Below are 26,715 nucleotides of genomic sequence, written 5' to 3'. Positions count from 1 at the left end.
GAACTCCTTGCTTTTGTTATTTTCTATGGCCTGTCAGCCAAGGACTCAGTTGTTATCTTTCACGAAGATGATGCCCTCTGCTGTGATTGCGTCATCAAGGGGTTGGGCCCCGCAGCAATTCGCTACAGCAGCCTGCATTTTTTCATCCATGTTCGGTATGGCTTGACCAGCGGGCACGAAAGTGTATGTTGTCTTCGTCAGGCCTGACCATTCACGCAAGGAATCCGAAACACCCTTGATCGACTTAGGGTCTAGAGTCAAAGTCTTGGTGCCATCCGAATTATTGGTAATTTTGGAAAAATGGCCGCTGTAGTTATCGGTGTTGCCATCCATAAATTTGGGCCGGTCGGTACGCTCAAAAGTCGTGCCAGTAAAACTGCCATCTGACTGGATGGTCATTCTACTGATCAGGGAACCATCGCCGGATTCAGCCCAAAGCCACTTGCCTGCCAAGGCATGAAAGTCTTGGCTGACCTTGTTGTCGGAATTCGATTTCTCGCTTTGGGTTACGGTGTTGCCACCTATGGTTTTCCAATCGATTGGATTTTCCACCAGGTAGTAGACGTTCTTCTTGTTAGGTGCTTCCTGAAATGGTTCGGCTTTGCCGTACTGAGTGGGCGCATAGGGGTTTTTGTTCCTGTTGTCATCAGCTGAGCGGTCTGGATACTTGCTGTTGTTGCGTTTGATCAGGTAGGGGCGGTCGGCATCCGGCTTGAAGTCGGGCCTGCCTGCGAAGTATTCGTCCGATTCCAGTTGGCCAAGCTTGGCGCCTACCGGCATGTAGACGAAGAAGTCCTTGGCCTTCCACTTCAAACCGGAGTTTTGGAAGCCGGGGTCTTCGCCCAAGGGCACAAACTTGGGCGTGCCGTTATCGCAGAAGGCAGCGTCAACAGGCACGGTCCCGCAGTTGGGCAGGCCTATACCTGCGTAGAGTTCGAAGGCTCCGCTGGGGCCGGAGATCAGGTGGTTCTTCATGTACCCAGCTCCTTCGTCCAGTCCCGTATTGGAGGGGATGCAGCCGGATAGGTCTTGGGAGAAGGTGCACAGGCTCAAGTAATCTCGTGGATCTCCGCCTGGGGTTGTTTCGCCGCGTACTTTCAAATACTGCGATGAAGCGCCGAGTTGGCTACCGGCCTCATCCTTACTGATTGTGTCCAAGTTCAGACAGTCGCCGTCTTCGGTGCAGTATTGTCCGGCCAAGTTTGCCTCTTTGTTAAGAATATAGACGGATTGCGGGAAACTGTCATCTTTGCTGGCGAGCACATCGAGTTTTTTGCTGGCATCTACGCCGTAGTAGAGCGTGGCGGTTTTGGTGTTGGCGGGTTGGCCGATGGATGGGTTGGCGCCGACGATCTTGCCGAGGTTCTTGCGGCTGGAGAAGCGGGGCTGCATAGTGATGCTGTAGCCTTTGGCCTCCAGCTGGCTTTGAGCCTGGTCCTTGTCCATGCCGGCCACCTCGATGGGAATGCCTGCCTTGTCAGTGGCAATGCCCACATGGATGCCGTCTTTGGTGTCGAGTACGGGCTGTCCGTCGGACGGGGAGGAGGCTGCGACCTGGCCGACGCCAGTCTTGGATGAGACGACGTCAGCCACTGTGAGAGGCACTTCCATGGCTTTGAGCGTTTGTACAGCCTTGGCTTTACTTTGACCGATGGTGCCTTTGGGAACGCCAGGACCAGCTGACTCGGTGACGGTGACGTGAGCGTTTTTGGGTAGGTGGCCGGACTTATCAGCTCCGGACAGGCGGATGAAGGAGCCCTTGCGTTTGGGGCTGAACTGGAGTTGGGTCTTGGCGGGAATGCCAGCCTTCTTGAGCTGTTCGACGGCTTCCGCAGCTGTCTTGGCTTGCACATGAGGCATGGCTTTGGGCGACAGTTGCCGGTAAGCGACAAAACCGCACGTAATTACTAAGACCAGCGCCACAAAGGCTGCTATCAGGATGTAAAGCCGCTTACGGGAGGCAACCACGCTGGCAGGGGCTGAGCTCGATGTTGGGCCCTGTCCAGGGAGCACGGACAGAGGGGCGGCTTCCGTATTGCCCGTTTTTGCGCTGGTTTTATCGACATCAATTGCATCGGTCACATGGTTTGAGTCTCTAGACTCGGTATTAACGGCAGAGGTTTCGGCTGTGTCGGAGGCACCAGTGACGCTCGCCGATTGATCTGATTCATCTTGGCTGGGTTGGCGTCTATCGTTCTGTTCAGCGTCCTTGATCGGGTTGGGGGATTGATTATCTGTTTTTATAACCGCGTCAAGCGGCTGTCCGCATTGGCTACAGAACTGATCGTCGTCCTCGTTGACCGCCCCGCATTGGGTACAGTATTTCATCCTCTTATTCCCTTCTCTCCGCTTCCGCAGCGACTTAGCTATTCATCTCCTTCAAAGATGATGCTGAAACCGTTTACGCCTCGCCTCCGACCTCGTTAGTGACTAGCCGTAAACTCGCGGTAACCCTTCTGCTTTTATGCTAGCGGATGGTTCGGGTCGAAGGTGTTGCAGGTGCCTATATTGATAATTATTGAGGATTCTGCGTGCCAAACGGCAGATGGAGTTGGCCTGTGTATCACGGTGGCTTGCTCTCATGTGGCATACTGCGGCAAGGGCAAGTGGCCTCTGGCGGTTGCGTGGGAGTTTTCCATAATTGCACTGCCTGAACTGGCTGAAGTCGTGAAGGGAGCGTATTCGCCGGACGAGGTGTCGGCTGTCGACCCAGGGGTTGGATAGAGTCTAGAGGTATGACCAACAAGCGCAAGCAGGGCGAAGAACAGGCAACCTGGTACCGGGACCCTAATAAGCAGAACGAAGCGGACAGCAGTCATATTGACCGAGATCCCTTGACGTCTCGCCCTCGGATTTCAGCCTTAGTTTTGTGCCTGGTCACTGGCCTGGCCTGCCTAGGTCTGGCGGCTTTGGTCTGGTGGGCGGCCGTCTGGACTGTTCCTGGGCAGACCTATGACGACATGGCTCTGACCAACTTCCGTGGTTTCCTCGACCAGGCACCCCTTGTCAAGGCTTATCTGGGACTGTTCACCATTCCTTATGCGACTGTGGTGATCTGTGTAGTGCTGGGCCTTTTCGCCCTGGTGGTTGTTCTAGTGCGACGCAGGTGGTGGCTGCTTGGCCAGGTCGTTGTTTATGCTCTGGTGGTCTACGGGGCGGCGCGCATCCTCAAACGCTTCCTGCCTCGCCCTGTACTGATCCATGTTCAGGCTTCCGCTGCCAATTCTGCGCCTTCGGGACACACCATCCTCGCTCTGGCGGTGGTCCTGGCCCTGCTCTGTGTGGTGCCCCGGGTTTGGAGGGCCTTTGTTGCCTTGGCAGGGTTCGCCTTTGACCTGTCCGTGGGCTGCTCGCTGGTGCAGGGCGGCTGGCACCGCCCCTCAGACGTGGTCATGGGCATTCTCATTCCGACTGGTCTCTGTCTTATTGCTCTGGCCGCCACTCGGGGGACCGGCATGGATGCTCCAGGGACCAGGATGTCTTCGGCCTCGATCCAGATTGTCTCCACCTTGATGTCGGTAGCCGGGTTCCTAGGGATTCTTTACGCCTGCTATGTCATCTGGCAGGTCAGCCCTGGTTTGGAGATCGGCGCTCGGTGGACAGCCTACGGGGTTCACTGCTCGGCTGTCATACTGATGGCCTCGGCTCTGTCGCTGACGTTGGGACTGGTTCTGGCGATGAGGCAGATCACAGCCTCACCTCTGACCAGGATGGGCCTTGTCGGTCGTCCACCGGCTCCGCCCCAAAATAACTGAGGCCGATCTCTGATTCATCCACCATCAGAGCTAGTGTTCCACACCCGTGCACATGACCCCTGATTTGCATGGTTACGGAACCTCGTGAGTAAGATGGCGTGCGAAAGACCACAATATAAGGAGAGGCCATGGCATCCGGCAATAAGCTCGTCATTGTTGAGTCGCCAACCAAGGCAAAGAAGATCGGCGGGTACCTGGGCAAGGGCTACACGGTCATGGCCTCGGTGGGCCATATTCGCGACCTGGCCCAGCCATCGCAGATCCCGGCCTCCCAGAAGAAGGCTTACGGCAAGTTTGGCGTAGACGTGAACGATGGCTTCAAGCCTTACTACATTGTGGATGACAAGAAGAAGCATACGGTGTCCGAGCTCAAGAAGGCGCTGAAGAATGCCGACGAGCTCTATCTGGCCACTGATGAGGATCGGGAAGGGGAGGCCATCGCCTGGCATCTGGTCCAGACCCTCAAACCCAAAGTGCCGGTAAAGCGCATGGTCTTTCATGAGATCACCCCAGAGGCCATCAAGAATTCGCTCAAACACACCAGGGACGTCGATGCCCACATGGTTGATGCCCAGGAGACCCGCAGAGTCTTGGATCGGCTCTATGGTTACGAGCTTTCACCGGTGCTCTGGCGCAAGGTGGGTCCGGGGCTGAGCGCAGGGCGTGTCCAGTCTGTGGCGACTCGGCTGATTGTGGAGCGCGAGCGTGAGCGCATGGCTTTCGTTAAGGCCTCCTACTGGGATCTGCTGGCGCGTCTGGTGCAGGAGGATGCCGGGGAATCGGCGTCGTCGAGTGGTTTTCAGGCGCGGATGATTAGCTTGGGGGAGCAGCGGCTGGCGGTCTCTAAGGACTTCACCTCAAAGGGTCTGCTGACGGAAGCGGCTGCCAAGGAGCAGGTCCTGCAGCTGGATGAGCAGCATGCCCGGAACCTGGCTGAGACGCTGAAGGATCAGGACTTCACGGTGACGGGTATGGACACCAAGCCCTATCGGCGGCGTCCCCAGCCCCCCTTTACCACGTCTACCCTGCAGCAGACGGCTGGCAACCGGCTGGGCATGAGTTCCCGGGCCACCATGCGCGCTGCCCAGGGGCTTTATGAGAACGGGTTTATCACCTACATGCGTACCGATTCGGTCACTCTCTCCCAGGAGGCCATTGCCGCTGCTCGCAAGGGAGTCGAGCGTGAGTACGGTGCCGAATATCTTTCGGCTGAGTCCAAGCAGTATGTGACCAAGACTGCCGGTGCCCAGGAGGCTCACGAGTGCATCCGGCCCGCCGGTTCCACCTTCCACAGGCCTCAGGACCTGGCCGACCGTCTGGCCCCTGACCAGCTTAAGCTCTACACCCTGATCTGGCGGCGCACCCTGGCTTCGCAGATGGCCGACGCCACCGGGTCTACAGCCACTATCCGCCTGTCGGCGCAGGCGGGCAAGGAGGGTACGGCCCTCTTCCAGGCTTCAGGCACCGTCATCAAGTTCCCCGGGTTCCTCAAGGCCATGGGTGCAGGCTCTGAGCAGACCGATGAGGATTCTTCTCTGCCTCCGGTCCAGCAGGGTGACGTGCTTCGTGCTGCCTCTGTCGATCCTGAGGGCCATGAGACCCAGCCACCTGCACGTTATACTGAGGCCTCTCTGGTCAAGACCCTGGAGGCCAAGGAGATTGGCAGGCCTTCCACCTATGCCAGCATCATTTCGACCATCATCGACCGCGGATACGTCTACGAGCGCGGCCGTGCACTGATTCCCTCCTGGCTGGCCTTTTCGGTAGTCAGATTGTTGGAGACCAATTTCCCCAAGTACGTGGATTACCAGTTCACGGCGCAGATGGAGAATGGCCTGGATATGATCGCCCATGGCAAGGAGCGAGGCAAGGACTGGCTGACCCGGTTCTACTTCGGTTCGGGCCCAGGTGCCGCCCAGAACGCTGATCAGGCCCATCAGGGCCTACAGGAGCAGGTGGCCCAGTTGGGGGACATCGACGCCCGCAAGATCAACACCATCGAGATCGGTGATGGCCTGCAGGTGAGGGTCGGCCGCTACGGGCCCTATCTTGAGGATACGGCTGACCTGGATGCCGACGGCAATCCGAAGCGTGCTTCGTTGCCGCCCACCATGGCTCCGGACGAGCTGACAGTGGCGGCGGGCCATGAACTGATCGCCACTAATGCCGGCGGTCCCCGTCAGCTGGGCAAGGATCCGCAGACCGGCGGTCGGGTCGAGGTGCGCAAGGGCCGATTTGGGCCCTATGTGGCCCTGATCAGCCCCGAGGAGGAAGTGGCCGAGCAGAAAAAGCCGACTGGCAAGACAGCGCGGACAACCAAGCAGGCTGGCCCTAAGCCCAAGATGGCATCGCTCTTCAAGACCATGGATCCAGACACAGTCACCCTGGAAGATGCTCTGAAGCTGCTTAGTCTGCCTAGGACGGTGGGCAGCATCGAACTGACCGATGCCAAAACGGGAGAAACCAACCAGGCCACCGTCACAGCCAGCAACGGCCGCTATGGCCCCTATCTGACGGCCACCAAGGCCGACGGCGGCACCGAGACGCGTTCGCTGACCGACGAGGGGCAGATTTTCACTATCGACCTGGCCGGAGCCAAGGCCCTCTTTGACCAGCCTAAGTACGGGCGGCGTTCCCGGAGCGCGGCCAAGCCTCCTCTTCGTGAGCTGGGCACGGACCCCGACAGCGGCAAACCCGTCACCATCAGGGACGGATTCTATGGTGTCTACATCACTGACGGACAGACCAACAGGACCCTGCCCAAGCAGTACACGGCCCAGTCCATCGAGCCGGAGGTGGCCTTCCGCTTACTGGCAGAGAAGCGCGCGGCCGGACCCGCCAAGCGGCGCGGCCGGACGACCCGCAAGTCGACTGCACGAAAGTCCACCGCTCGCAAGTCGGCGTCCAGCAAATCTACAGCTGGCAAGTCGGCTACTCGCGCCCGCAAAACCACAAAGAAGACTAAAACTACCAAGACTGCCAAGACTACGGAGCATAAGGCATGAGCGAGGGTTTGTTTATTTCCTTCGAGGGCGTGGATGGTGCAGGCAAAACTACCCAGGTCCAACAAGCACATAACTATCTGCAGGGGCGTGGCCTGCGATCCTTGGTTACCCGCGAGCCAGGCGGCACCCCTGTCGGATTGACTATTCGGGAACTTGTCCTTCACGGCTTGGCAGCCTTTCCCTCGGTCGCCGTGACCGGCGGTACCGACGTGGTTGATGCCTCCGACGATCTGGCCCCCAGGACCGAGGCCCTGCTCTATGCGGCGGATCGGGCTGAGCATGTGGCCCAGGTGGTGCGCCCGGCTCTGGAGCGAGGAGACATTGTGCTCTGCGACCGCTACCTGGACTCTTCAGTGGCCTATCAGGCCGGAGGCCGTGATCTGTCAGTGGATGTGATTCGTCGGCTGAGCCTGTGGGCCAGTCAGGGCCTTCTGCCCAGACGCACCTATCTGCTGGACGCGGATCCGTCTCAGTCCAAGTTGCGCCTGGATCATGAGCCCGATCGGCTGGAGTCGGCTGGCGATGACTTTCAGCAGCATGTGCGTCAGGCATTCCTGCAGCTGGCTCAGAGGGAGCCCGACCGGTTCCTGGTTATCGACGCCACCCAATCCATCGACCGGGTCTGGCAGATCATCCAGGACGATTTGGACAAGTTGGTCGAAGGGCGCGAGCCAGATCTGCCTCAAGTTGACGATGAACTCCCAGATGTCGATGATGACAATGACGACACTGACGCCCAGGACGATGCCGACGAAGATGAATCGACGGCAGGATATGAGGACGATGAGCAAGGTGCCGAGTCGGACTGGACCGAGGCTGTGGATACCTCTGATCAGGCACTGGATGCTGATGCTGACCAGGACGACCAGTCCATGGAGGCAGGGACAGTCGGCGGTGATGCAGATGATGATTCGGTTCCTGTAGGTTCCCGCGCTCGCTGGCTGCTCCTGCCCCAGCTCCTACGGAAGAGCCGATGAGCGTCTGGGACGCCATTGTGGGCCAGCAGCCCACGGTCGAGCTACTCAAGCGGACAGTGGCCGCTCAGGCGCAGGGTCATGACGAGGTAGCGCAGTCCTGGCTGATCTGCGGACCTCCTGGATCGGGGCGCTCCAATCTGGCCCGGGCTTTTGCGGCGGCCCTAATCAGTCCGGATCAGGGATTGAGCGATCAGCCTACCCGCGTCACTCAGCAGGTTCTGGCCGGAACCCATCCGGATGTGACCATACTGTCCACCAATAAGGTCACCATCGGCATCAACGAGGTCAGGGAGCTGATCATGACCTCGGAGCAGATGCCTTCAACCTCGCGTTGGCGGGTCATCATTATCGAAGATGTAGACCGGATGCTGGAGCGGACCACCAATGTGCTTCTCAAAGAGATCGAGGAGCCTGCCGAGCATACCATCTGGCTTCTGTGCGCACCCAGCGCCCAGGATGTGCTGCCCACCATCCGTTCACGGACCAGGGTCCTCAACCTGGCGGTGCCATCCAACACTGCAGTGGCCGATTTCCTGACTGATCAGGTGGGGGTGGACCGGCCCCTGGCCGCCAAGGCCGCCCGTCTGGCCCAGGGGCACATCGGCATCGCCCGCCTCTACGCCACTAGGGATCAGGTCCTGGCCGACCGTGATGAGCTGGTGGTGGGTTTGTTGGGCCTGCGGCGCGCTTCGGATGCTGTGATCCTGGCTGGCCGGGTGGTTGATGCGGCCCGGGATCAGGCCACCGCCACCGTGGACGATGAGGTGACCAGGGACGAGCGGGAGTTTCGGCAGATCAACGGTCTCAGGGACAAGGAACGCATTCCCCGGCAGTTGCGTGGGGCCTACCATGCATTGGGGGGCAAGGATCAGGTCCGCCGGCGGGCTACCAGACTGACACGGGATGTGCTGGACCGCAACCTGAGCACCCTGGCCAGCGTCTACCGGGATGTGGGCGTCCTGCAGAACGGTGCCGAAGAGAAGGCTGGCTTGGTCAATTTGGAGAATCGGGCGGCTATTGCTGATCTGTCCGTCAGGCTCTCCAGACAGGGGGCCATCGACCGCATTCAGCTGATCGCTCGGGCTCGCAGGAGGCTGGCTGCCAATGGTTCGCCGCTCCTGGTCTTCGAGGCCCTCTTCTGCACCCTGCTGGTCTGAGTACGAGCCAATTGCCGTAACTGTCGGTCAAGAATGAACTTGACCTCGTCGGCTGGGCAGGCGAGAATCGAATCATGAGGATTATCACTGATTTCGGTACTATTCCCGATCGGTACGCCAAGCGCGCCCCTCAGTCCCTTACCCGAAAGGGACGTCCCGTAGTTTCCTTCCCGTTCCGGCTTGAGGATGTGCCCCAGGAGGCCCGCTACCTGCACTGGATGCTGGTGGATCCTGATTCCGTGCCCGTGTGCGGCTTCCCCTGGATTCACTGGTCTCTGGCCAACCTGCCCATCGAGGCTTTGCTCGCCTTGCAGCCTGAGGGGACCGAAAGCTCCGTTTTGGCGATTCCTGAGGACTTCTCCAGAAATCTGTCTAATCTGATTCCCGGTGTGCCCCAAGGACGCACCTCGGCGGCCTCGCCCCTGGTTATGGAGGAGGAGATCGCTGACGACCCCGCCGTGCTTATGCGTTACAACGGCCCCACGCCTCCGGACCGGGTTCATGACTATGTGCTGTCGGCCTGGGCCACACAAGAGGCTCTGCCGGGCCTGGGGGAGGGGTTCTGGCTCAATGCCCTGGTCCATGCCATCCATTCCGCCCAGCCGGTGGCCGCAACAGCTCGGGCCTGGCTGCCAGCTGATGCCTGATTTGGTTGGGGCGGTCTAGCACTAGAGTGAGGCCATGCCCCAAGTGCGCAGACGGCCGTCATCCCTGCCTGCCCACGCAGTCGGTTGGAATGGCATCCCCCGACTTCCGGACTGGTGATGACAGTTGACCGCGATCAGACAAAGGAAGACGCTTATATGCCCTGCACCACGCTTCTGATAGGCAAGAATGCCAGTTACGACGGGTCCACCATCATCGCTCGGGATGAGGATTCGTCCAATGGAGAGTTTCGTCCCAAGCGCTTCGTATTAGTCACTCCTGACCAGCAGCCGCGGCACTACCACAGTGTGATCAGCCACCTGGAAATAGACCTGCCCGACGATCCCATGCGCTATACCTCGGTGCCCGATGCTTTGCACAATCAGGGGCTCTGGGCTGCCGCAGGCGTCAACAGCGCCAATGTGGCCATGTCGGCCACCGAGACCATTACCACCAACGAACGTGTTCTGGGTGCAGATCCGCTGGTTGAGCCCACCCCCGCCCAGGGCCATCCCGGGGATGAAGACTACTTGGCCGCGGTGCCCGGAGGCATCGGCGAGGAGGACTTGGTCACCATCGTCCTGCCCTATATCCACTCGGCTCGGGAGGGCGTCCAGCGGCTGGGTTCCCTGCTGGAGCGCTACGGCACCTATGAGATGAATGGTATCGCTTTCAGCGACGTGGACGAGATCTGGTGGATGGAGACTGTAGGTGGCCACCACTGGATTGCCAAGCGCGTGCCTGATGATTCCTATGTGACCATGCCCAACCAGCTGGGCATCGACGAGTTCGATCTGGACGACGCCTTCGGAGACCAGACCGATCACCTTTGCTCGGCCGACCTGCGGGAGTTCATCGCCGACAACTACCTGGATCTGTCCGTGGAGTCGGCTTCGCCCTTCAACCCGCGTGACGCTTTTGGATCCCACAGCGACTCGGATCATGTGTACAACACGCCTCGGGCCTGGTACATGCAGCGCTTCCTCAACCCCTATGACGAGATCTGGGATGGGCCGGACGCCGATCACACTCCCACCAGCGACAACATCCCCTGGTGCCGTCAGCCTGAGCGGCTGATTACCGTGGAGGATGTCAAGTATCTGCTCAGCTCTCACTACCAGGGCACACCCTACGATCCCTATGGGCGGACTGGCAACGAGCACACCAAGGGGCTTTACCGCCCCATCGGCATCAATCGCAATGACCAGCTGTCCCTGATCCAGCTGCGCCCCTACCAGCCTGAATCCTGCCGGGCCATCCAGTGGATTTCATATGGGTCCAACGCCTTCAATGCCCTGGTTCCCTTCTATACCAATGTGGATCGCACGCCCGACTATCTGGCCAACACTACGGGCCAGGTCTCCACCGACAGCCTCTACTGGTCAGACCGACTGATCGCCGCCTTGTGCGACTCGGCCTTTGCCGGTACTTTGCCGGCAGTCGAACGCTACCAACAGAGCGTTGGCGCTGAGGGCCATCGCATGATCGCCTCCGCAGATGAGCAGGTGGCCCGCTTGGAAGGCGCCGCTAAGGGCACCGACAACCCCGAGGTTCGCCAGGTGCTGGAGGCTGCCAACAAGGACATGGCCGACCGTCTGCGCAAGGAGACCGACGACCTGCTGAGCCAGGTGCTCTACACGGCCAGCATGGGCATGCGCAACGGCTACCACCTGTCCGACAACTGAGCCATCCGATTGATAAGGATCATAAAGGAGGAGAGCCTCATGACGGGCTTTGACGATTACGTCAGGCCATACGGTCTGTTTGACAAGATCGATGCCTTCGGCTACCTGAAGGATCTGCAGGATCATCCGGATATGCCGCGCAAGCATGGCCGGGTGCTGCTTGTTACCGCAGACACCCCGCTGAAGGCATCGCGTGGCGAGGGCAAGACCACCACCACCATCGCCCTGATTGACGCTCTGCGTGCCAGGGGAGTGGATGCTGCCGCCGTCCTGCGTCAGCCCAGCATGGGCATTACCGCTGCCGGGTCCAAGGGTGGCGCCTCCGGCGGCGGCAAGTCCTCCCTGACTCATCCTGAGCTGGTGGATTGGGGCCTGTGCGGGGAGATGGCGGCCATCGAATCCGCCCAGAACCTGCTGGTCTCCTTTGCGGAGAAGGCTGTGGACGAGGGTCGGTTGGACACCGTCCTGGTGCCCCGAGTCAGCGAGGTGCCCTCACGGTCCCTGCGGCAGATCACCGTGGACCGAGGCAAGGGCGACCTGCCTGAGCGGACCGTTCTGACGCCAACCTGCGAACTCATGCAGATCGTGGTCCTCTCCCGGAGCATGGAAGAGATCGAACAGCGTGTGGCTGCCATGGTCGCGGGGACCCTGGATGGCCGTCCGGTCACCTTCGGAGAGTTTGTAGACCTGTGGCGGATCACCGGCATCCTGACCGATGCAGTCAAGCCTGCTTTTACTCAGACCCTGGAGGGTTCTCCGGTCTATGTACATGGCGGGCCATTCGCCAACGTTTCCATCGGCATTCCCAGCCTGGTGTCCGTGGAGATGGCCTGCGCCCGGCACGACGTGGTCGTCGTCGAGGCGGGCTACGGAGCGGATGCCGGTGCCCAGAAGTGGCTGGACATCGCCGCCCGTGAGTATGGTGCCCAGTGGCCGGCCGCCGCCGTGGTCGTCACCCGTGCCACCACCTGGCGGGACGATCCCAAGCTGAGCTGGCGCTATCCTTTCCACGTGCACCGTCTGGAGGGACTTGGCATCCCCACCTTCCCGCTGATCAACCTCTGGGAGGGCGAGGACGACCAGGTGGATTCCTTGCGGGAGACCGCCAACGGCTTGGGCTTCCGCAAACCCATCGCAGGCAACCTCTTCCGTGACGGGGGAAAGGCCCTCGAGCCTCAGCTAGAAGATCTGATTAAGGCCCTGCGGGAGCCCGCGAAGACCCAGGCGGATACGGCCAGCCTGCATGATATGTCTGTACCGGATCGGATTCGCTGGATCGCCCAGAGTGCCTACGGAGTGCCTGCTGATCGGGTTGTTGAGCGTGAGGGCTTCCAGGACAGTCTCCAGGCGGCCTCCGATCTGTGCGGCAAGGCAGGCATCTCCATCGAGGATCTGGTGGTGGTGGCGGTCAAATCACCAGCCACCATGACTGACGATGACCGGGCAGATCAGGACAAGCGCACAGTCACCCTGAAGAAGGTCGAGGCCCATACGGGTGCTGGCCTCCTGCAGGTGAACCTGACCACCTCTTTGACCACGCCCATGCCCAAGATCGTCTGAGTGGGCCATACACGGATTCGGCAGATCTGTGACGCGCCGTGTTGCGGGTCTGCCGAAACCGTGTATAGTATCTACTTGGCTCTTGAAAGTGCCCTGCCCCTATAGCTCAGTTGGCTAGAGCAGCTGACTCTTAATCAGCGTGTCCGGGGTTCGAGCCCCCGTGGGGGCACAGAGTCAAAGCCCTACAGCCGTAATGGCTGCGGGGCTTTTCCTTTGTCTACCGCCAGCTCCACGATTTCGGTTTTGTTGGATATTCGTTGGATAAAAGTACCCGCAAAAGAAAAGCCCCGCCGAAGCGGGGCCAATCAGTAACAGGTAGTTACTGATTCAGATGCTGAACTGCGTACGCTGCTTCGTCTTGGGTGAACTGGTCCGCCTCGCTTGTCAGCTGCTGTTGGATAGCGGCAGGACTCATGTTCATTGTCTGCTGATACGTCTTCGCCTTGGCAAGTGCATTAGCGTTGTAGTCTGCCTGTAGGTTGTCCACGGCGTACTGTGCGGCCTCTGGCTTGAACTGGTCTGCCTCGCTGGTCAGCTGCGCATAGATGCCCTGTTTGCTCATGTGCATCATTCCCGAGTAGGTTTTCGCCTTGGCCAGCGCCGACTTGTACTCCTGTGGCACGTCAGGCGTAGCGGGAGCCTGCGAGGCCTTTGCAGTGTCCTCGGTCTTGCTCTGCTGCTGCGAGGTAGTGGCAGCACTTGATTTAGGGGTGCTGCTTGCCGTGCTGCCGCCAGAGGTTGATGATACGGCACTGACGATTATGACGGCAAGTACGACCACTATCCAAAACCAGGCCCTCTTATAGATCGGCTTTTTCTTTTTGGCTGGCTCCGGAGCTGGCATTGGCGCTGGCGGCTGTGGTATCTGTTCGGCATGAGACATGGTTTCCCCGTCTTTTGTCTTCAGTGACTATCAGCAGACTACCAGCAAGCCATGATCTGCATAGTTTCCTGGACGTTATCTGAATTTCAGATGTAGCGAACGTTTAAAGTAAGCGAGGTGAAGGCAGACGCATTTTGTCTAACCCAGCAATCGTTTGACGCTAGGCAACAGAAGGCTTCTCAAAGATTGTTTGAGAGGTCGAGATCACAACAGTACCAGCTGATGTATCGTTTTGTCACCTCACGTGCGTTCGGTACAGTGGTCCAAGTTACAGGGCAGAGCCGCCTCGCAGACGGCATGACCTAGGAGCCAGATCTCGGTGCGCTACCGCAGACTTACCAAATGCGTGTCAGCTGTTGGGAAGTTAGTGTTTGTTCCCCGTGTATGATCATTTGTTAACGGCGTGGATTTAAAACAGTTGATGTTGCTTTCAGAGTTTTCAGTGCCTTTCGTCGATCCGCGTTCTAGTCTTGAATGCTGGCGTTTGCACAAATGAAACTGGTGACGTCGATTCATGCTTTCATGCAGCTTTTCATACTGGAAATATGGAAAGTTATTGATCAAGTACTGAAAGATCTGCCTGGATAAGTTGGGTAGTAGATTTATGCCTCATTCATTTCAATCTTTAAAGCACGGATTTTTATTTCTATTGTACTTTGTGATTGTTAGCGTCATAAAGGCCAGATGGTTTGTGGCGACTGTGGCGGCATTACCGATGAAGAGGCTGATGTATAGATGAGTTGATCAATGCCAAGTTCTTCGCCGCGTCGTTGTGGGCTTGGCGGCCGATCGTACTTTCGCGGATGAGAAGGTGTACCGGGTTGACGATAGTGGAATGTTGGTGGTGCTCTGAGTTGATCTCGTCCAAAAGCAGATGAACGGCTTGTACTCCAATATCAAAACCGGTCGGGACAATGCTGGTCAGCGGCATGGATCCGCACCAAGCCATAGGATTGCCGTCACATCCCATGACCGCGATGTCTTCGGGTACAGAGCACCCAGTAGAGAGAATTCCTTCAATGACACCTGCAGCGAGTACATCAGTCATCCCGATGATGAAATCCGGTCGATCCTGCTGCTGGCGTGAAGCCAGCTGTTTGCCGATTTCGTATCCTGCTTTAGGATCGCGCCAATCATAAGCATCTATACTTTCCAGAATCATCTCCGGATAGTTCCGGATTTCCTCTCTCATGCCCTGCATTCTTAGATACAGTGTCTGAATATCATCACTTGATGTAACAACTGCCAGGTGATGACGATGGAGGTTAGCTGCATGCTTGATGGCCAAGACCCCAACTCGTATGTTGTCTGCTCCGACGAAGCACCCGTCGTTAGGACTACCCAAGTAATCGGTTATGACAGACGGCACAGATAATTTGTAGCCGGGTTTCCAATGATTCTTGGGCCGTGGGGTCAGGATCAGCCCGCTCATTTGAATGCCTTGGAAGAAATCTATGTAATGGTCGTTGATGACATAATCGTTGTCGGCACTGGCTATGAGTAAATCGAATCCCGCTTTTTTGGCAGCCTCATATGCGCCATTTGCTATACCTAAGGGAAGTCCATGATCCAGACCAGTGACCAATAAGCCGAATACTGGTTCTTTCTGTCCTGCTAAAGCAGAAGCATAACGATTGCGAACATATCCTAAGTCACTGATAGCCTCTGAAACAGCTTTTCGAGTGTCTGGAGACAGTTTTTCCGGATGGTTGAACATATTCGATACCGTGCTGATTGACACACCTGCACGACGCGCGACATCGGCGATAGTAGCTTGCTTCATACGTATTTATTCACGCATCCTTTGTAGGATAATATCAAGTGCCAACTCTGATTTTTATAGCATAAAAATGATAAATAAAAGCGATGCAATACCGTGATTGCCATAACAGGCCTAGGACCAAGATACATAAATGGTCCTAGGCCCGCTTTTGTTGTCGTCACAAAGTTAACTATAGTTCTCCGTGAGAATGGGTTATGGACATCAAAAAGGAAGCTCTTATCCTTCTAGGGCCTCCTTGTCTTGCTTAAGACTTTCGGAGTCAATACGCGCTGCATCTGTTCCATACTTGGCTTGGAAGTGAATCATTAAGATCCCGGCCACCATGCTGATTGCGATGATCCCAACGAACATCCACATGGTTCCCTTGATTCGTTCAGGCATGACCAGCATCGGGGTGATCATAGCGAATAGCGCACAAAGGAAACGAGATAATCCATTGATGATGCCCTGGATACTGGCACGCACTGAAACGGGGAAAGATTCCTGAGTCCATACCTTGTACATGGCCTCTCCTGCTATGCCGCCTCCGATGGCATTCAAGGTGACACCAAGAAGGATGAACCAGACAGTGCTGCCGAAAGCGGCGATGATGCTGATGGCAAGCATGTTCAGAATGGACCCGGTAATGAACCAGATCTTCCTGTGAGGGCCGCTAACCCATTGTGTGGCAAAGAGGGACATGATTACACCAACTATGTTGGTGAAGATGCCCAAACCAGTTGCCAGAGTTTGACTTGCCTTAGCTTGTACGAACATAAAAGTCTGGAACTGGCCGAAAGTGTTGGCTAGGAGATTCCAAGCTAAGTAGAAGACCAAGATCGACAGGAAGAAGTACAGGTATTGGCGCTTACGACCAAAGAGGAATTTAGCTACTGATACCTTGGTGGTTTTAGATCCCTCTTCGCCTAGAGTTTGCAGGCGCTCGTCGGCTTCCTTATGAAAGAGACGAAATGTTCTGGATGTGGTGCGCCAAATCCAAGCGATGATGGCCAAGGTCGCAAGGATGAGGAAGACGATGCGGGCGCCGTTCACTGCCATAGCTGATACGATAAAAGCGCAAACGTAGGAGATGAAAATACCTATCTGCCAGAAAATTTGCGTGGAAGAGACCAGCTTTGCCTGGGCTTCGCTGTTAGGCGCGTCATGGGAGATGACTGCCAGAGAGACTGGCAGATCTGTTCCTGAAGCAACTCCAGTGATGACTACGCCTATTAGAAGCATCCAGTAGTTGGCTGAGAAAGCGCAGATCAAAGCGCCGATGGCGTAGATGGCATTGATCCAGTTAAAGATCAGTACTCGTCCTACGGAGTCAGCTATACGACCACCAAAGATGGAGCCAAAGGCTATAGCGAAAGTTAGGGCCCCAGAAATGATGCCTACTTGGCCTACGTCGAGTTTCAGGCCTTGTTGCCAGACCGTGATTGTAGCGCTCAAACCTACAATGATGCCTGAACCTAACAGGGAACCTATGCCGCCTGCATAAGCAAGTGGGGCGTATCTGCGGAATTTTTCTTTGTTTACTTCTGTGCTGTTCATTGATGCATACCTTTCTTCTTTATGCATTGAGTTCTTTATTCAGGTGATCTATTGGGCAGAAGGAGAATCTAAACCGTGGGACCTTATGAAGTGGAGAAGAGCGATCGCTGTAATATATGCCAAGCACATACAGACGACCAGCGTCCAAAGCAGAGCCGACTTGGATGCCTCCATGATGGCCGGGGTCGCCAAAGCAAAGATGGCTGTGATAGTGCGAACTACAGCATACGAAAATCCAGTGGCCGTAGCTCTGGCATTGACCGGGAAGAGTTCTTGGCTCCAAATCTTGTAGAGAGGTTCGCCATGCAGGACGTTACCGCAGGCATATACGAAATAACAAATGGTGAAGATCAGCCAGGAAGAGCTGCCGAGGGCGGAGATGGCCAGGGCAGCTATAGTTAGTATCATTCCTATGTGCATCATGGTGTACCGTCGTGGGCCATCGGCGAATTTCATATAGATGAAATAGAGCACCAAGGCGCTAACGATGTTGGCTGTGAATGCGATGACTGTCGAGAAGGCTTGACTGCGGCCTCCGGCTTTAACTAGGTAGTAGTTTAGGAAAGAGCCGTATGTGTTGGCGGGCAAATTCCAGAATAAATAGAATAATGTAAGGCTGATTAATGGAAGCAGGTACTTGGTCTTGGTTAGGAGCTGGCTCAGGGGATATGCATGAGAAGTTGCATTCCTCTGAACATCATTCTTCGTTTTCGCTTCCTTGGCGAGATCGATCTCCATGGTCTTGAAAGATCGGCTGAATACCCGCACCAGCCAAGTAAGAAGGGCAATGACAGTCACCACAAGGAATAGGATGGTGATGCCCAGCTCACCTATGCCTGAGACCAAGAAGCCGATCCCTTGGGAGATGATAATGCCGGCAGTCCAGAAGATCTGCGTAGAGGAAATGACCCTGCCTTGGTGATCAGGCGGTATTCTTTCAGATATAACTGCGAGTGAAGTTGGTAAGTCTGCTCCTGAAGCCAAGCCAGCGATGACTAGACCAAGTATCAGAGTTTTCGTGTTCGGAGCTAGAGCGATGAGTATGGAACCTATGGCTACGAACAGGATATCCAGGTTGAAAACTCGTATCCTTCCAAAGATGTCAGAGAGTCTACCTCCAAAAAAAGAGCCTATGCCGATGGATATTGTGAGGAAAGTGCTCAGAGCCCCAGTCCACCAGGCATCCAGGTTGAAGTGCGTCTGCCATGACGACAAGGAAATGCCTACGGATACGATCAGGGCTGCATCCATGTAGGAGGCAATGGCTGCATTAAAGGTTAACCGCCAGTAGCGGGCATCCAGTTTGCTGTGCTCAATCACCGTTGAACCATCTCTTTCCGTTTGGCTACTGGGAACGACAGCTGTTCTCTTTGAACCTGTTATCCCCTCTTTGGGATCCGTTATTAGAACGCTTTAATAATGTATGGTAATTACGAGTTTGTCAAATCTATATTTGGGTGTTTGATCCATGCTGCAGTCATCTATATAGCCGAGATGAACGTTAGGTAAATGAAAATAGCACTCATATTCACGTATTTCTGGTGGAAGTTTGCAAAAGCTGCTTGCAAAAATAGGCAATAAGTACTATTAGTTGTTCGTATTGAAGCGCTTTAATAATTTACTCTTCTAAAACAAGATTTGGTTGACCTCCCAAGGATGGGAAATCGACCGGCAAGGAAAGGGATTGAGGAAAATGCCAGTTGAGTCGAAAAAACGAATCACTGAGAGCAAACCGATTGAAACTGTCATGTTTGAGCATATGCACGGTAACGTTCTTGGATCGGGGCAACGAGAACCTAGGATTTCTTGGGTGTATCGGCAGGAGCTGTACGAAGACAAAGTCGCTGGTGCACAAATTCGGATCCGTAGAGCTAAGCCCGGCGAAGAAACCAGGGAGGAAATAATCGGGGTGGATTACCGGGGCAATCATCTGCACGCTTGGCCTGTAGAGCCTCTTGAATCACATGAACGAACTTCAGTTGCGGTCCGCTTGGTGGATGATAAGGGCCAAGCATCAGCATGGAGCGACGAGGTAAGCCTGGAAACGGGCATTCTCGAGGCTGGGGATCGTCTCGGTGCCATGGTGGGGCCTGGCTGGTATGAGAGCACTACAGACTGGCGACATGCGCCCTTGATGAGGAAGGAGTTTGAACTCAAGGCTAAGCCGGCATCGGCCCGTCTTTACTTGACGGCTTATGGCTTGGTCGAGGCTGAGATCAACGGCAGAAAGGTCGGAAGCGATATCCTTACCCCGGGATGGACATCCTACGATGACCGTCTTTTGTATTGGACTTACGATGTTACCGATTATCTTCAGAATAAAGGCAACGCTTTGGGCCTGTGGTTGGGTGATGGATGGTATCGTGGCAGGCTGGGCTTCCGCGGAGGTAAAGTCAATATCTATGGCGATAGACTAGGCGCTTATGCTCAACTGAACGTAACTTATGCCGATGGTAGCGAAGATGTGATAGTCACTAATGCCTATGACAAGACATGGAAGGCGCACAAAGGACCGATCGTCAGCAGTGGTCTGTGTGAAGGCGAAGAGTATGATGCGCGTCTAGAGGAACAGGGTTGGTCTGAACCGGGATTTGACGATGCGAACTGGGAGCCGGTGGCTGAACTTCCACTCGATGTGGATAAGCTGACTGAGCCCATCGCTCCGGCTGTCAGAGAGATTGATCGGCACCGGCCAGTCAGTATCCAGCAGCATGGCGCGCATGCCTACCTGATAGACATGGGTGTCAACTGTACTCAGCGTCTGCGTTTCAAGATCCATGGGTTCAATGTTGGACAGTCGTTTACTGTTCAGCATGCCGAGGTATTGGAGGATGGCGAGCTGGCTACTGCTCCATTGCGGCGCGGTCACCAGATAGATAGGTATACCTCGAATGGGGAGGATACGTTCTGGGAGCCCAGGTTCACCATTCATGGGTTCAGATATGCTCTCGTCGAGGGATGGCCAAGCGATCTGGAGCCAGATGATGTGGTTGCAATTGCCTACGGATCTGATCTTGAACGCACCGGATGGCTCGAGACCTCGGACGAACGGGTCAATCAGCTACACGACAACATCGTGAGGTCCATGAATTCCAACTTCGTCAGCATCCCAACAGATTGTCCGCAGCGCGATGAGCGTTTGGGTTGGACAGGAGACATTGCGCTCTTTGCTCCAACCGCTGCAATGCTCTTTGACGTGGAAGGTTTCCTGTCAAGCTGGTTGCATGATCTTAATGTGGAAACCGATAAGTTCGGGAGCGTCCCCTACTATGTGCCGTACTTCCCCTTAGGCGAGTGGCAGACCCCCAAAGTTCAGGCTTTGGCGATTTGGGGAGACTCTGCTGTACTGGTGCCTTGGGCCATCTACATGGATAGTGGTGACAAGGTGATGCTGGGTAAACAGTACAATCTCGTAGTTAAGTGGATCGAAGAGGTCTCCGGGTACCTGTCTCCGGATGGGGTATGGGACAGAAGGCCGGGCATTGTTTATGGTCAGCTTGGTGACTGGCTTGATCCAACAGCTCCGCCTGACGACATGGCTAAGGCACTCACCGCCAAGGAATTGGTGGCAACGGCTTACTTTGCACGGAGCGCTCGTTTGGCTTCGAAGATGGCTTCTGATCTTGGCCTGGTGCAGTATCAAGACAAATATGCGGAGTTGGCGGATCATGTTAAGGACGGCTTCATTTCGCGATTCGTCGGTGAAGACGGCCTCATGACTTCTGATACTCAGTGCGCCTATGCCTTGGCTATACATTTCGGGCTTTTAGACGATCATTCGGATCTTAAGAAGTTCGCGGGTCGGCGTCTGGCTCAGTTGGTGCGGGATAGAGACTATACCGTGGGTACTGGATTTGCTGGAACGCCTTACATCCTCCCTGCTCTGACAGAAACTGGACACCTCGAGGAGGCATATCGTCTCTTTCTATCGGACAAGTGCCCTTCTTGGCTATACCAAGTTTCTATGGGAGCCACCACCACCTGGGAGCGTTGGGATTCCATGCTGCCCAACGGAAAGGTGAATTCAGGAGTGGGAATGACCTCCTTCAACCATTACGCTCTCGGATCTGTTGCCGAATGGATGTACTCTACTCTTGGTGGTTTGGTGATGTCCAGCCCAGGTTGGCACAGGTTTAAGATCGCTCCCAAGCCTTGGGGCCCTATCAAGGATGCGCATGTGGTCCATAAGACAGCTTTGGGTACTATCGACTTGACATGGAAATATAAGGCCGATGAGGGCAAGCTGTTCATTGATGCCGCTATTCCTGAAGGCAGTTCCGCTTTAGTCGAAGTGGGTGAGTATTCCGATTGCATACATGCAGGAATGCACCATCTGGTATATGAATATAAGAGTTAAAAAGTTGGCTTTTTGCTAACCACCGCCTCGGATGTCGTTTTATCGGTCTGGGGTGGTGGTCTTTTGTTGCGTTTTGAATTAGCCGCTAGTAGGTAACTAGCGTGAAAAAATCTGCATGGATCAATGTGCCGATGACAACTGTTAGCAGCCCAGCAGGCTTAATGGCTCAATAATAAAAGCATATTGATGTGGAGAATTTTATTAGCAAATAATTATATATGTTTATTATATTATTTGTAGATGTAAGTTTGATGAGGCCCAGAAATGTTCGTCTTTCTGAGCATCACCTAATAAACCAATATCCAATATGATGCTTATTTCATGCAAAATAAGGAGTAATCTGCGGAACAAGTGATTCCCCTGGAAACAATGCCGCACCAGAACGTTGTAACTCAACTGACCAAAAGCTGCAGGGATGCACTTGCACATCGCTGGTCATTTGTAGGAGTTGATCCCGTTTATGGGACTCTATACAGATGAGATATTAGTTATTGTTAAATACTGGCTTGGTTGAAGTTAGGTCGTCGTCTATTGCAAGGCTATTTTTTCATAGATTCAACTTATCTCGATGTCTTCAAGTCGCGGGCGGAATTCGGCATAACTAGTCACACTCTTTTAAACTCTTAAGTCGGGTTGTCACCGACAGCGTGCCTGAGTCGAGATGATGCCTTCCTGTTCAGGCAGATGGGGGTGGTCTCTGGCGAAGTTCTCGAATCATCGCTGCTTGTTGGATGCCCCTCGGTGCCAATGTTCGGGGATGTTGACTTTGGGTCCCTGCTTGTATGTCAAGCTTGAATGGTTCGTCCTGCAGTGGATAGTATTGAACATATATGCCCGGTTCCTCGCAATGAGTGCATCGGAGATGGGAAGGCAGGTACGACCATGGGGCGTCTTCAAGGCAGGAAAGAGCGCGAGCCGTTTGTGCTCGAGCATGCCAGTATCGCGACCGGTGATGAAAAAGGCACGGTTCAGAAGGATATGTCTGTTCTGGTGTCCGCGGATGGCCGGATCGAGCAGGTCTGCCCGACCCCTCTGGCCTACGTGCCTTCCGGATATCACCGGATCAACGCTACGGGCAAGTTTGTGGCGCCTGGACTCATCAATGCCCATACCCATCTCTTTGCTGACGGTAAGCCTCTGTCCGGCGGTACGGACCTGTCGCCGCGTGTGGTCGATGCCGGTTTGAAGATAGTGCACAGTCCTGCCGGCAAAGTCCTTATGGATGCCAAGATCAAGGGCAACGTTTCCACGCTGTTGAACTCGGGAGTAACAACCATTCGTACCCTGGGTGATGTGGGCTATGAGGCGGTTCGCCTGCGCGACAAGATTGATGCCGACGAGCTGACCGGCCCGCGCATGCTGGCTGCCGGCCCCCTCCTGGCGATTCCCGGAGGGCATGGCGATCCCTTCATCGCCCTGTCCTGCTCCTCTCCAGAAGAGGCCAGGCGTCGGACCAGGGAGAACCTGGATCATGGGGTCAATGCCATCAAGGTGGCCGCGACCGGCGGTGTCACCGATGCTACCAAGCTTGGCGAGGCCGGCAGCCCGCAGATGACCGAGGAGGAGATGGCCGCCGTCTGCGATGAGGCCCATGAGTTTGGTGTGTTGGTCGCGGCACACGCCCAGAGCCCCGAGGGGGTCAAGGCCGCTCTCAAGGCAGGTGTGGATACTATCGAGCATGGCAGCGCTCTGGATAACGAGATGATCGGTCTCTTCCTTGACAATCCGCGCTCGCTTCGTGGTTTCTCTGCCTTGGATCCCACTCTGTCCGCTGGCCTGCCACTGGTCAAGATCAGCCAGCAGGAGCTCGGGATCAGCGACATAGTTCGTGGCAACTCCGAGCTGGTAGTCGACGGCATGGTCAAGAGTGCTAAGCAGGCTCACGAGAACGGCATTGCCGTCGGCGTTGGCACCGACACTGGCATGACCTTTGTGCCCCAGTATGGCACTTGGCGCGAGCTGGATTATCTGGTGCGGTACGCTGGCTTCACCCCGGCTCAGGCCTTCCACGCTGCCACTCAGGTCAATGCCCGAAACCTGGGCTTTGATAATGTCACTGGTTCGGTCGACACGGGCAAGGATGCGGATCTGATTGTCCTTGACGAGGACCCTGCCAAGAATGTGCGGACTCTGGCTGATCCCAAGCTGGTCATCGTTCGTGGCAAGCCAGTCTGGCGGCCTGAGGTGAAGCACTTCGAGGAGATCGATCGCCTGCTCGACAGCTTCTGATCATTTGCTTTGCGCGACCATTCAGGGGCGTGTAGTTTTTGGCTGCCTGATGGTATGCAAGCATGTCGGTATGCACAAGGGAGAACCGAGAATGGACCAGGCCGGTCAGGCCAAGGTCGTAGGAAGGTTGGCGCCTTCGCCGACTGGGCGAATGCACCTTGGCAATGTCTATGCATGTCTGGCGGCCTGGCTAGGTGTCAGGTCGCAAGGGTCCGGCGGGGTTCTGCGGCTTCGCATCGAAGACATAGATACGCCGCGTGTGGTCAAGGATGCCGGTCGCTGGATCATGGACGACCTGGCATGGTTGGGATTGGATTGGGATGGCGAGGTGGTCTACCAGTCCCAGCGCGCTGATGCTTACAGTCAGGCATTGAAATTGCTGGAATCGCAGCAATTGATCGGCGGGCAGCCTCTGGTCTACCCCTGCTTCTGCTCCCGTGCTGACATCCGCGCGGCATCGGCGCCGAATGAAGGCGACGGGTTCATTGTCTACCCGGGCACCTGCCGAGGACTTTCCCATCGGATAGTCGATGAAAGGCTGGCCCGGGGGCAGAGACACAGCCTTCGGATTGCAGTCCCTGACCAGCCCGACGAGTCGGATGCCATCTGTCGCTTCGACGATTTGATCTTTGGCCCGCAGTCTTTCAATTTGCCTAGGCAGGTCGGTGATGTGGTTGTTCAACGCTCGGACGGCTTGGTTTCCTACCAGCTGGCGGTGACGGTGGACGACCTGGCCATGGGTGTCAATCAGATTGTGCGAGGAAGGGACCTGCTAAGGTCCACGGCCATTCAGATGTGGATCCGGAATCATCTTCAGCCGCAGGCTCCTCGTGTTCAGTATGCGCATCTGCCTCTGATCGATGGCGTGGACGGCAGAAGAATGTCCAAGCGTTTCGGATCGCCGGACTTGGGATCGCTCAGAGGAGACGGCTGGACGGCCAAGCAGGTGCTTGGGGTCTGTGGATGGCTCCTGGGACTCTTGGATCGGCCCAGACCCGTGAGTGTGCAGGAGTTGCTGGATGGTTTCACGTGGAACATGTTGGCTGCTGAGCACAAGGACAGAAAGCTGGATCTGAGCAAGCTGAACGTTTCCGGCGCAAAGCCGAATCTTTGAGTTCTCCGGTCCTGAGCCATGTCGATCATTTGCGGCATATGTTTACCTGCCGACTTTCAGACTTGAGGGAATTACTGTTTAGCGACTGCTGAATAGCAATATTCGTGACCGCGCAGCGTGACTCATTGATCCTGGTTCGTCAGTATTGTCATCTGGGCCCGGGATCGGAGCGAATTCCGGTATGAGCCACTGGCTACCATGGCCTCAGTCAAGGCTTCCGGATTTTAAGTAAGGAGGTAGCGGATCATGGTCGCCTATATGGACCACAAGGATCTGGGCAATCGGCAGATCAGCAGGGAACGAGCTGGGCAGATCGCAGATGGGGTCAAGCGTGTGGCTGAAAGGATCGCCAAAGCGGAGGACTCCGCCGGTCGAAAAGAGGGCTCGGTAACTCTGCTGGCGGCCACCAAGACCCGCGATGTGGGTGAGATCATGGCAGCCATCGATGCCGGGGTGCGTCGGATCGGCGAGAATCGTCCTCAGGAAGTCACTGCTAAGGCCCAGGGATTGCTGAAGCTCTGTCGGGACGGGGGATTGTCCCTCGGCACCGACACTGCAAACAGTGATTCATCAAGCGCCAGGGTGGGCTTTCACCTTATTGGGCAGCTCCAATCCAACAAGATCAATAAGATCCTGCCATATGTCGACACGGTCGAGTCAGTCGACGGGCCTTCGCTGGCTCGAAAGCTGGCCACGCGGGCACTGGCTGCGGGCAGAACTGTGGGCATACTCCTGGAGGTCAACGAGTCTGGCGAGCAGGCCAAGTCGGGATGTGCCCCCGATCAAGCTCTGGATTTGGCCTATGAGCTGGCTGGTATGGAGGGTATAAGGCTTAAGGGTCTGATGACTGTTGGTGCACATGTGGACGACGAGGCGGTCATCAGAAGTGGATTCGCCCACCTGCGTAGTCTGCGCGACCGCATCAGGGATTCGGGGGAGCCGGGCACTGACACCTGCACCATGCTGTCCATGGGAATGACCGGAGACATGGAGTATGCCGTGGCTGAGGGGTCGACCGAGGTCCGTGTAGGCACAGCCATCTTCGGACCGCGGGCTTTTATCTAATCAGCCACTGTCTGTTTTTGGAACCCGATTCTGTTAAGAGGATCGGGCTGGGGCTAGACTGTGCCCTATGAGAATCGCGCGTTTTTCCTACAAGGACACCCCACGATACGCCTTCGTCCAAACTGACAAGCAGGACGGCAAGGACTACCTGGTCGAGCTGAGCGGCTACCCACTGACCGGCCAGCAGGTCGAACCCACCGGTCAGCGTTACCCATTGGACGACGAGGATGTGCGGCTGCTGGCCCCGGTCATCCCCTCCAAGATCTATGGAGCAGCCAAGAACTACCGCGCCCATTCCGCTTACATGGCCGAGCATGGCCAGTCCTCGGATCCGGAGCCTCCAGAGAATCTCATGCTCTTCATGAAGCCCTCCACCTCGGTCATCGGCCCTGACGATCCCATCGTCAAGCCCTCTTACAGCAAGGACATGAACTACGAGCCGGAGGTTGCCGTCATCATAGGCAGGATGGCTCGGAAGGTGAGCGTCAACGAGGCCATGGACTATGTGCTGGGCTACACCTGTGTCAATGACGTAACCCTGCGCGATCTGCAGAAGAACGATCCCATGTGGACCCGTTGCAAGGGCTTTGACACCGCCTGCCCCCTCGGGCCTTGGATCGAGACCGACCTGGACTATCGTGACGCGAAGATTTCCTTCAAACTCAACGGGGAAGAGGTGCCTGAGGCCAGTGGCACCACCGCTAACCTGATCCACTCCATTCCTGAGCAGATCGCCTTCATCTCCAGCTTCGCCACCCTGCTGCCCGGCGATGTCATCATGACCGGCACGCCGCACGCCACAGGTTCCCTGGAAAACCGAGACGAGGCCACGGTTCAGGTTGAGGGGATCGGCTACCTGCGCAATGTAGTCATCGACGAGTAGCGAATAGCGGTAAAACAAGCAATATAAAAACTTGAGTCGTTTAGGCTCAAGTTTGGGAATAGGAGTCCTCCTTTCGCTGTT

16 protein-coding genes, 1 tRNA gene and 1 pseudogene are annotated in these 26,715 nt (G+C 56.1%); 13 read left to right on the top strand and 5 right to left on the bottom strand.

Annotated elements, in window-relative coordinates; genetic code table 11:
* Positions 1 to 45 precede the first annotated feature (45 nt).
* On the bottom strand, positions 46 to 2,328 hold the full coding sequence (locus tag DKK74_RS07725) for a zinc-ribbon domain-containing protein (RefSeq protein WP_110413512.1): 2,283 nt from the start codon (positions 2,326 to 2,328) through the stop codon (positions 46 to 48).
* A gap of 407 nt (positions 2,329 to 2,735) precedes the next feature.
* Between DKK74_RS07725 and DKK74_RS07720 the strand changes: the two genes are divergently transcribed.
* The 8 genes and pseudogenes from DKK74_RS07720 (at position 2,736) to DKK74_RS07685 (ending at position 12,953) form a co-directional block, all read left to right on the top strand.
* Positions 2,736 to 3,755, top strand: coding sequence for a phosphatase PAP2 family protein (locus DKK74_RS07720; RefSeq protein WP_110413511.1), 1,020 nt, complete (start codon positions 2,736 to 2,738; stop codon positions 3,753 to 3,755).
* 128 nt (positions 3,756 to 3,883) lie between these two features.
* Positions 3,884 to 6,760: a type I DNA topoisomerase gene (topA, locus tag DKK74_RS07715; protein WP_110413510.1), complete on the top strand. Its 2,877-nt coding sequence runs from the start codon at positions 3,884 to 3,886 to the stop codon at positions 6,758 to 6,760.
* Positions 6,757 to 7,410: pseudogene (gene tmk / locus DKK74_RS07710) on the top strand (dTMP kinase); the annotation flags it as partial. The gene topA and the pseudogene tmk, both read left to right, overlap by 4 nt.
* A gap of 323 nt (positions 7,411 to 7,733) precedes the next feature.
* Complete coding sequence (locus DKK74_RS07705) at positions 7,734 to 8,894, top strand: DNA polymerase III subunit delta' (RefSeq protein WP_110413508.1); 1,161 nt, start codon at positions 7,734 to 7,736, stop codon at positions 8,892 to 8,894.
* A 74-nt stretch (positions 8,895 to 8,968) separates the two neighbouring features.
* A complete protein-coding gene (locus DKK74_RS07700) occupies positions 8,969 to 9,541 on the top strand; it encodes a YbhB/YbcL family Raf kinase inhibitor-like protein (RefSeq protein ID WP_110413507.1) in 573 nt (190 codons plus the stop codon).
* 156 nt (positions 9,542 to 9,697) lie between these two features.
* Positions 9,698 to 11,224: a C69 family dipeptidase gene (locus DKK74_RS07695; RefSeq protein ID WP_110413506.1), complete on the top strand. Its 1,527-nt coding sequence runs from the start codon at positions 9,698 to 9,700 to the stop codon at positions 11,222 to 11,224.
* 39 nt (positions 11,225 to 11,263) lie between these two features.
* A complete protein-coding gene (locus DKK74_RS07690) occupies positions 11,264 to 12,784 on the top strand; it encodes a formate--tetrahydrofolate ligase (RefSeq protein WP_110413505.1) in 1,521 nt (506 codons plus the stop codon).
* A gap of 95 nt (positions 12,785 to 12,879) precedes the next feature.
* Positions 12,880 to 12,953 (top strand) — tRNA-Lys (locus DKK74_RS07685).
* A gap of 150 nt (positions 12,954 to 13,103) precedes the next feature.
* Here the strand turns inward: DKK74_RS07685 and DKK74_RS07680 are convergent.
* The 4 genes from DKK74_RS07680 to DKK74_RS07665 all read right to left on the bottom strand — a co-directional run bounded on the left by DKK74_RS07680 (position 13,104) and on the right by DKK74_RS07665 (position 18,306).
* Complete coding sequence (locus tag DKK74_RS07680) at positions 13,104 to 13,667, bottom strand: Ltp family lipoprotein (protein WP_110413504.1); 564 nt, start codon at positions 13,665 to 13,667, stop codon at positions 13,104 to 13,106.
* Between the two features lie 709 nt (positions 13,668 to 14,376).
* The gene (locus DKK74_RS07675; protein WP_110413503.1) at positions 14,377 to 15,450 is read right to left on the bottom strand and encodes a LacI family DNA-binding transcriptional regulator; all 1,074 of its coding nucleotides are present in this window, start codon (positions 15,448 to 15,450) and stop codon (positions 14,377 to 14,379) included.
* 216 nt (positions 15,451 to 15,666) lie between these two features.
* Complete coding sequence (locus tag DKK74_RS07670; RefSeq protein WP_258334493.1) at positions 15,667 to 17,013, bottom strand: MFS transporter; 1,347 nt, start codon at positions 17,011 to 17,013, stop codon at positions 15,667 to 15,669.
* 21 nt (positions 17,014 to 17,034) lie between these two features.
* On the bottom strand, positions 17,035 to 18,306 hold the full coding sequence (locus tag DKK74_RS07665; protein WP_219997362.1) for an MFS transporter: 1,272 nt from the start codon (positions 18,304 to 18,306) through the stop codon (positions 17,035 to 17,037).
* Between the two features lie 373 nt (positions 18,307 to 18,679).
* Here DKK74_RS07665 and DKK74_RS07660 point away from each other — a divergent pair, with 373 nt between their 5' ends.
* The 5 genes from DKK74_RS07660 (at position 18,680) to DKK74_RS07640 (ending at position 26,634) form a co-directional block, all read left to right on the top strand.
* A complete protein-coding gene (locus DKK74_RS07660) occupies positions 18,680 to 21,343 on the top strand; it encodes an alpha-L-rhamnosidase (RefSeq protein ID WP_110413501.1) in 2,664 nt (887 codons plus the stop codon).
* 882 nt (positions 21,344 to 22,225) lie between these two features.
* On the top strand, positions 22,226 to 23,572 hold the full coding sequence (locus tag DKK74_RS07655; RefSeq protein WP_110413500.1) for a metal-dependent hydrolase family protein: 1,347 nt from the start codon (positions 22,226 to 22,228) through the stop codon (positions 23,570 to 23,572).
* Positions 23,573 to 23,642: 70 nt separating this feature from the next.
* A complete protein-coding gene (gluQRS, locus tag DKK74_RS07650; RefSeq protein WP_258334492.1) occupies positions 23,643 to 24,686 on the top strand; it encodes a tRNA glutamyl-Q(34) synthetase GluQRS in 1,044 nt (347 codons plus the stop codon).
* Positions 24,687 to 24,932: 246 nt separating this feature from the next.
* Positions 24,933 to 25,751, top strand: coding sequence for a YggS family pyridoxal phosphate-dependent enzyme (locus DKK74_RS07645; RefSeq protein ID WP_110413499.1), 819 nt, complete (start codon positions 24,933 to 24,935; stop codon positions 25,749 to 25,751).
* Positions 25,752 to 25,818: 67 nt separating this feature from the next.
* Positions 25,819 to 26,634, top strand: a complete 816-nt coding sequence (locus DKK74_RS07640) for a fumarylacetoacetate hydrolase family protein (RefSeq protein WP_110413498.1) — start codon at positions 25,819 to 25,821, stop codon at positions 26,632 to 26,634.
* Positions 26,635 to 26,715 lie beyond the last annotated feature (81 nt).

The sequence above is a fragment of the Bifidobacterium asteroides genome (assembly GCF_003202755.1).
Lineage (GTDB): Bacteria > Actinomycetota > Actinomycetes > Actinomycetales > Bifidobacteriaceae > Bombiscardovia > Bombiscardovia asteroides_F.
The sequence above is the reverse complement of the archived record's forward strand: the minus strand, read 5'-3'. Positions and strand labels throughout refer to the sequence as shown.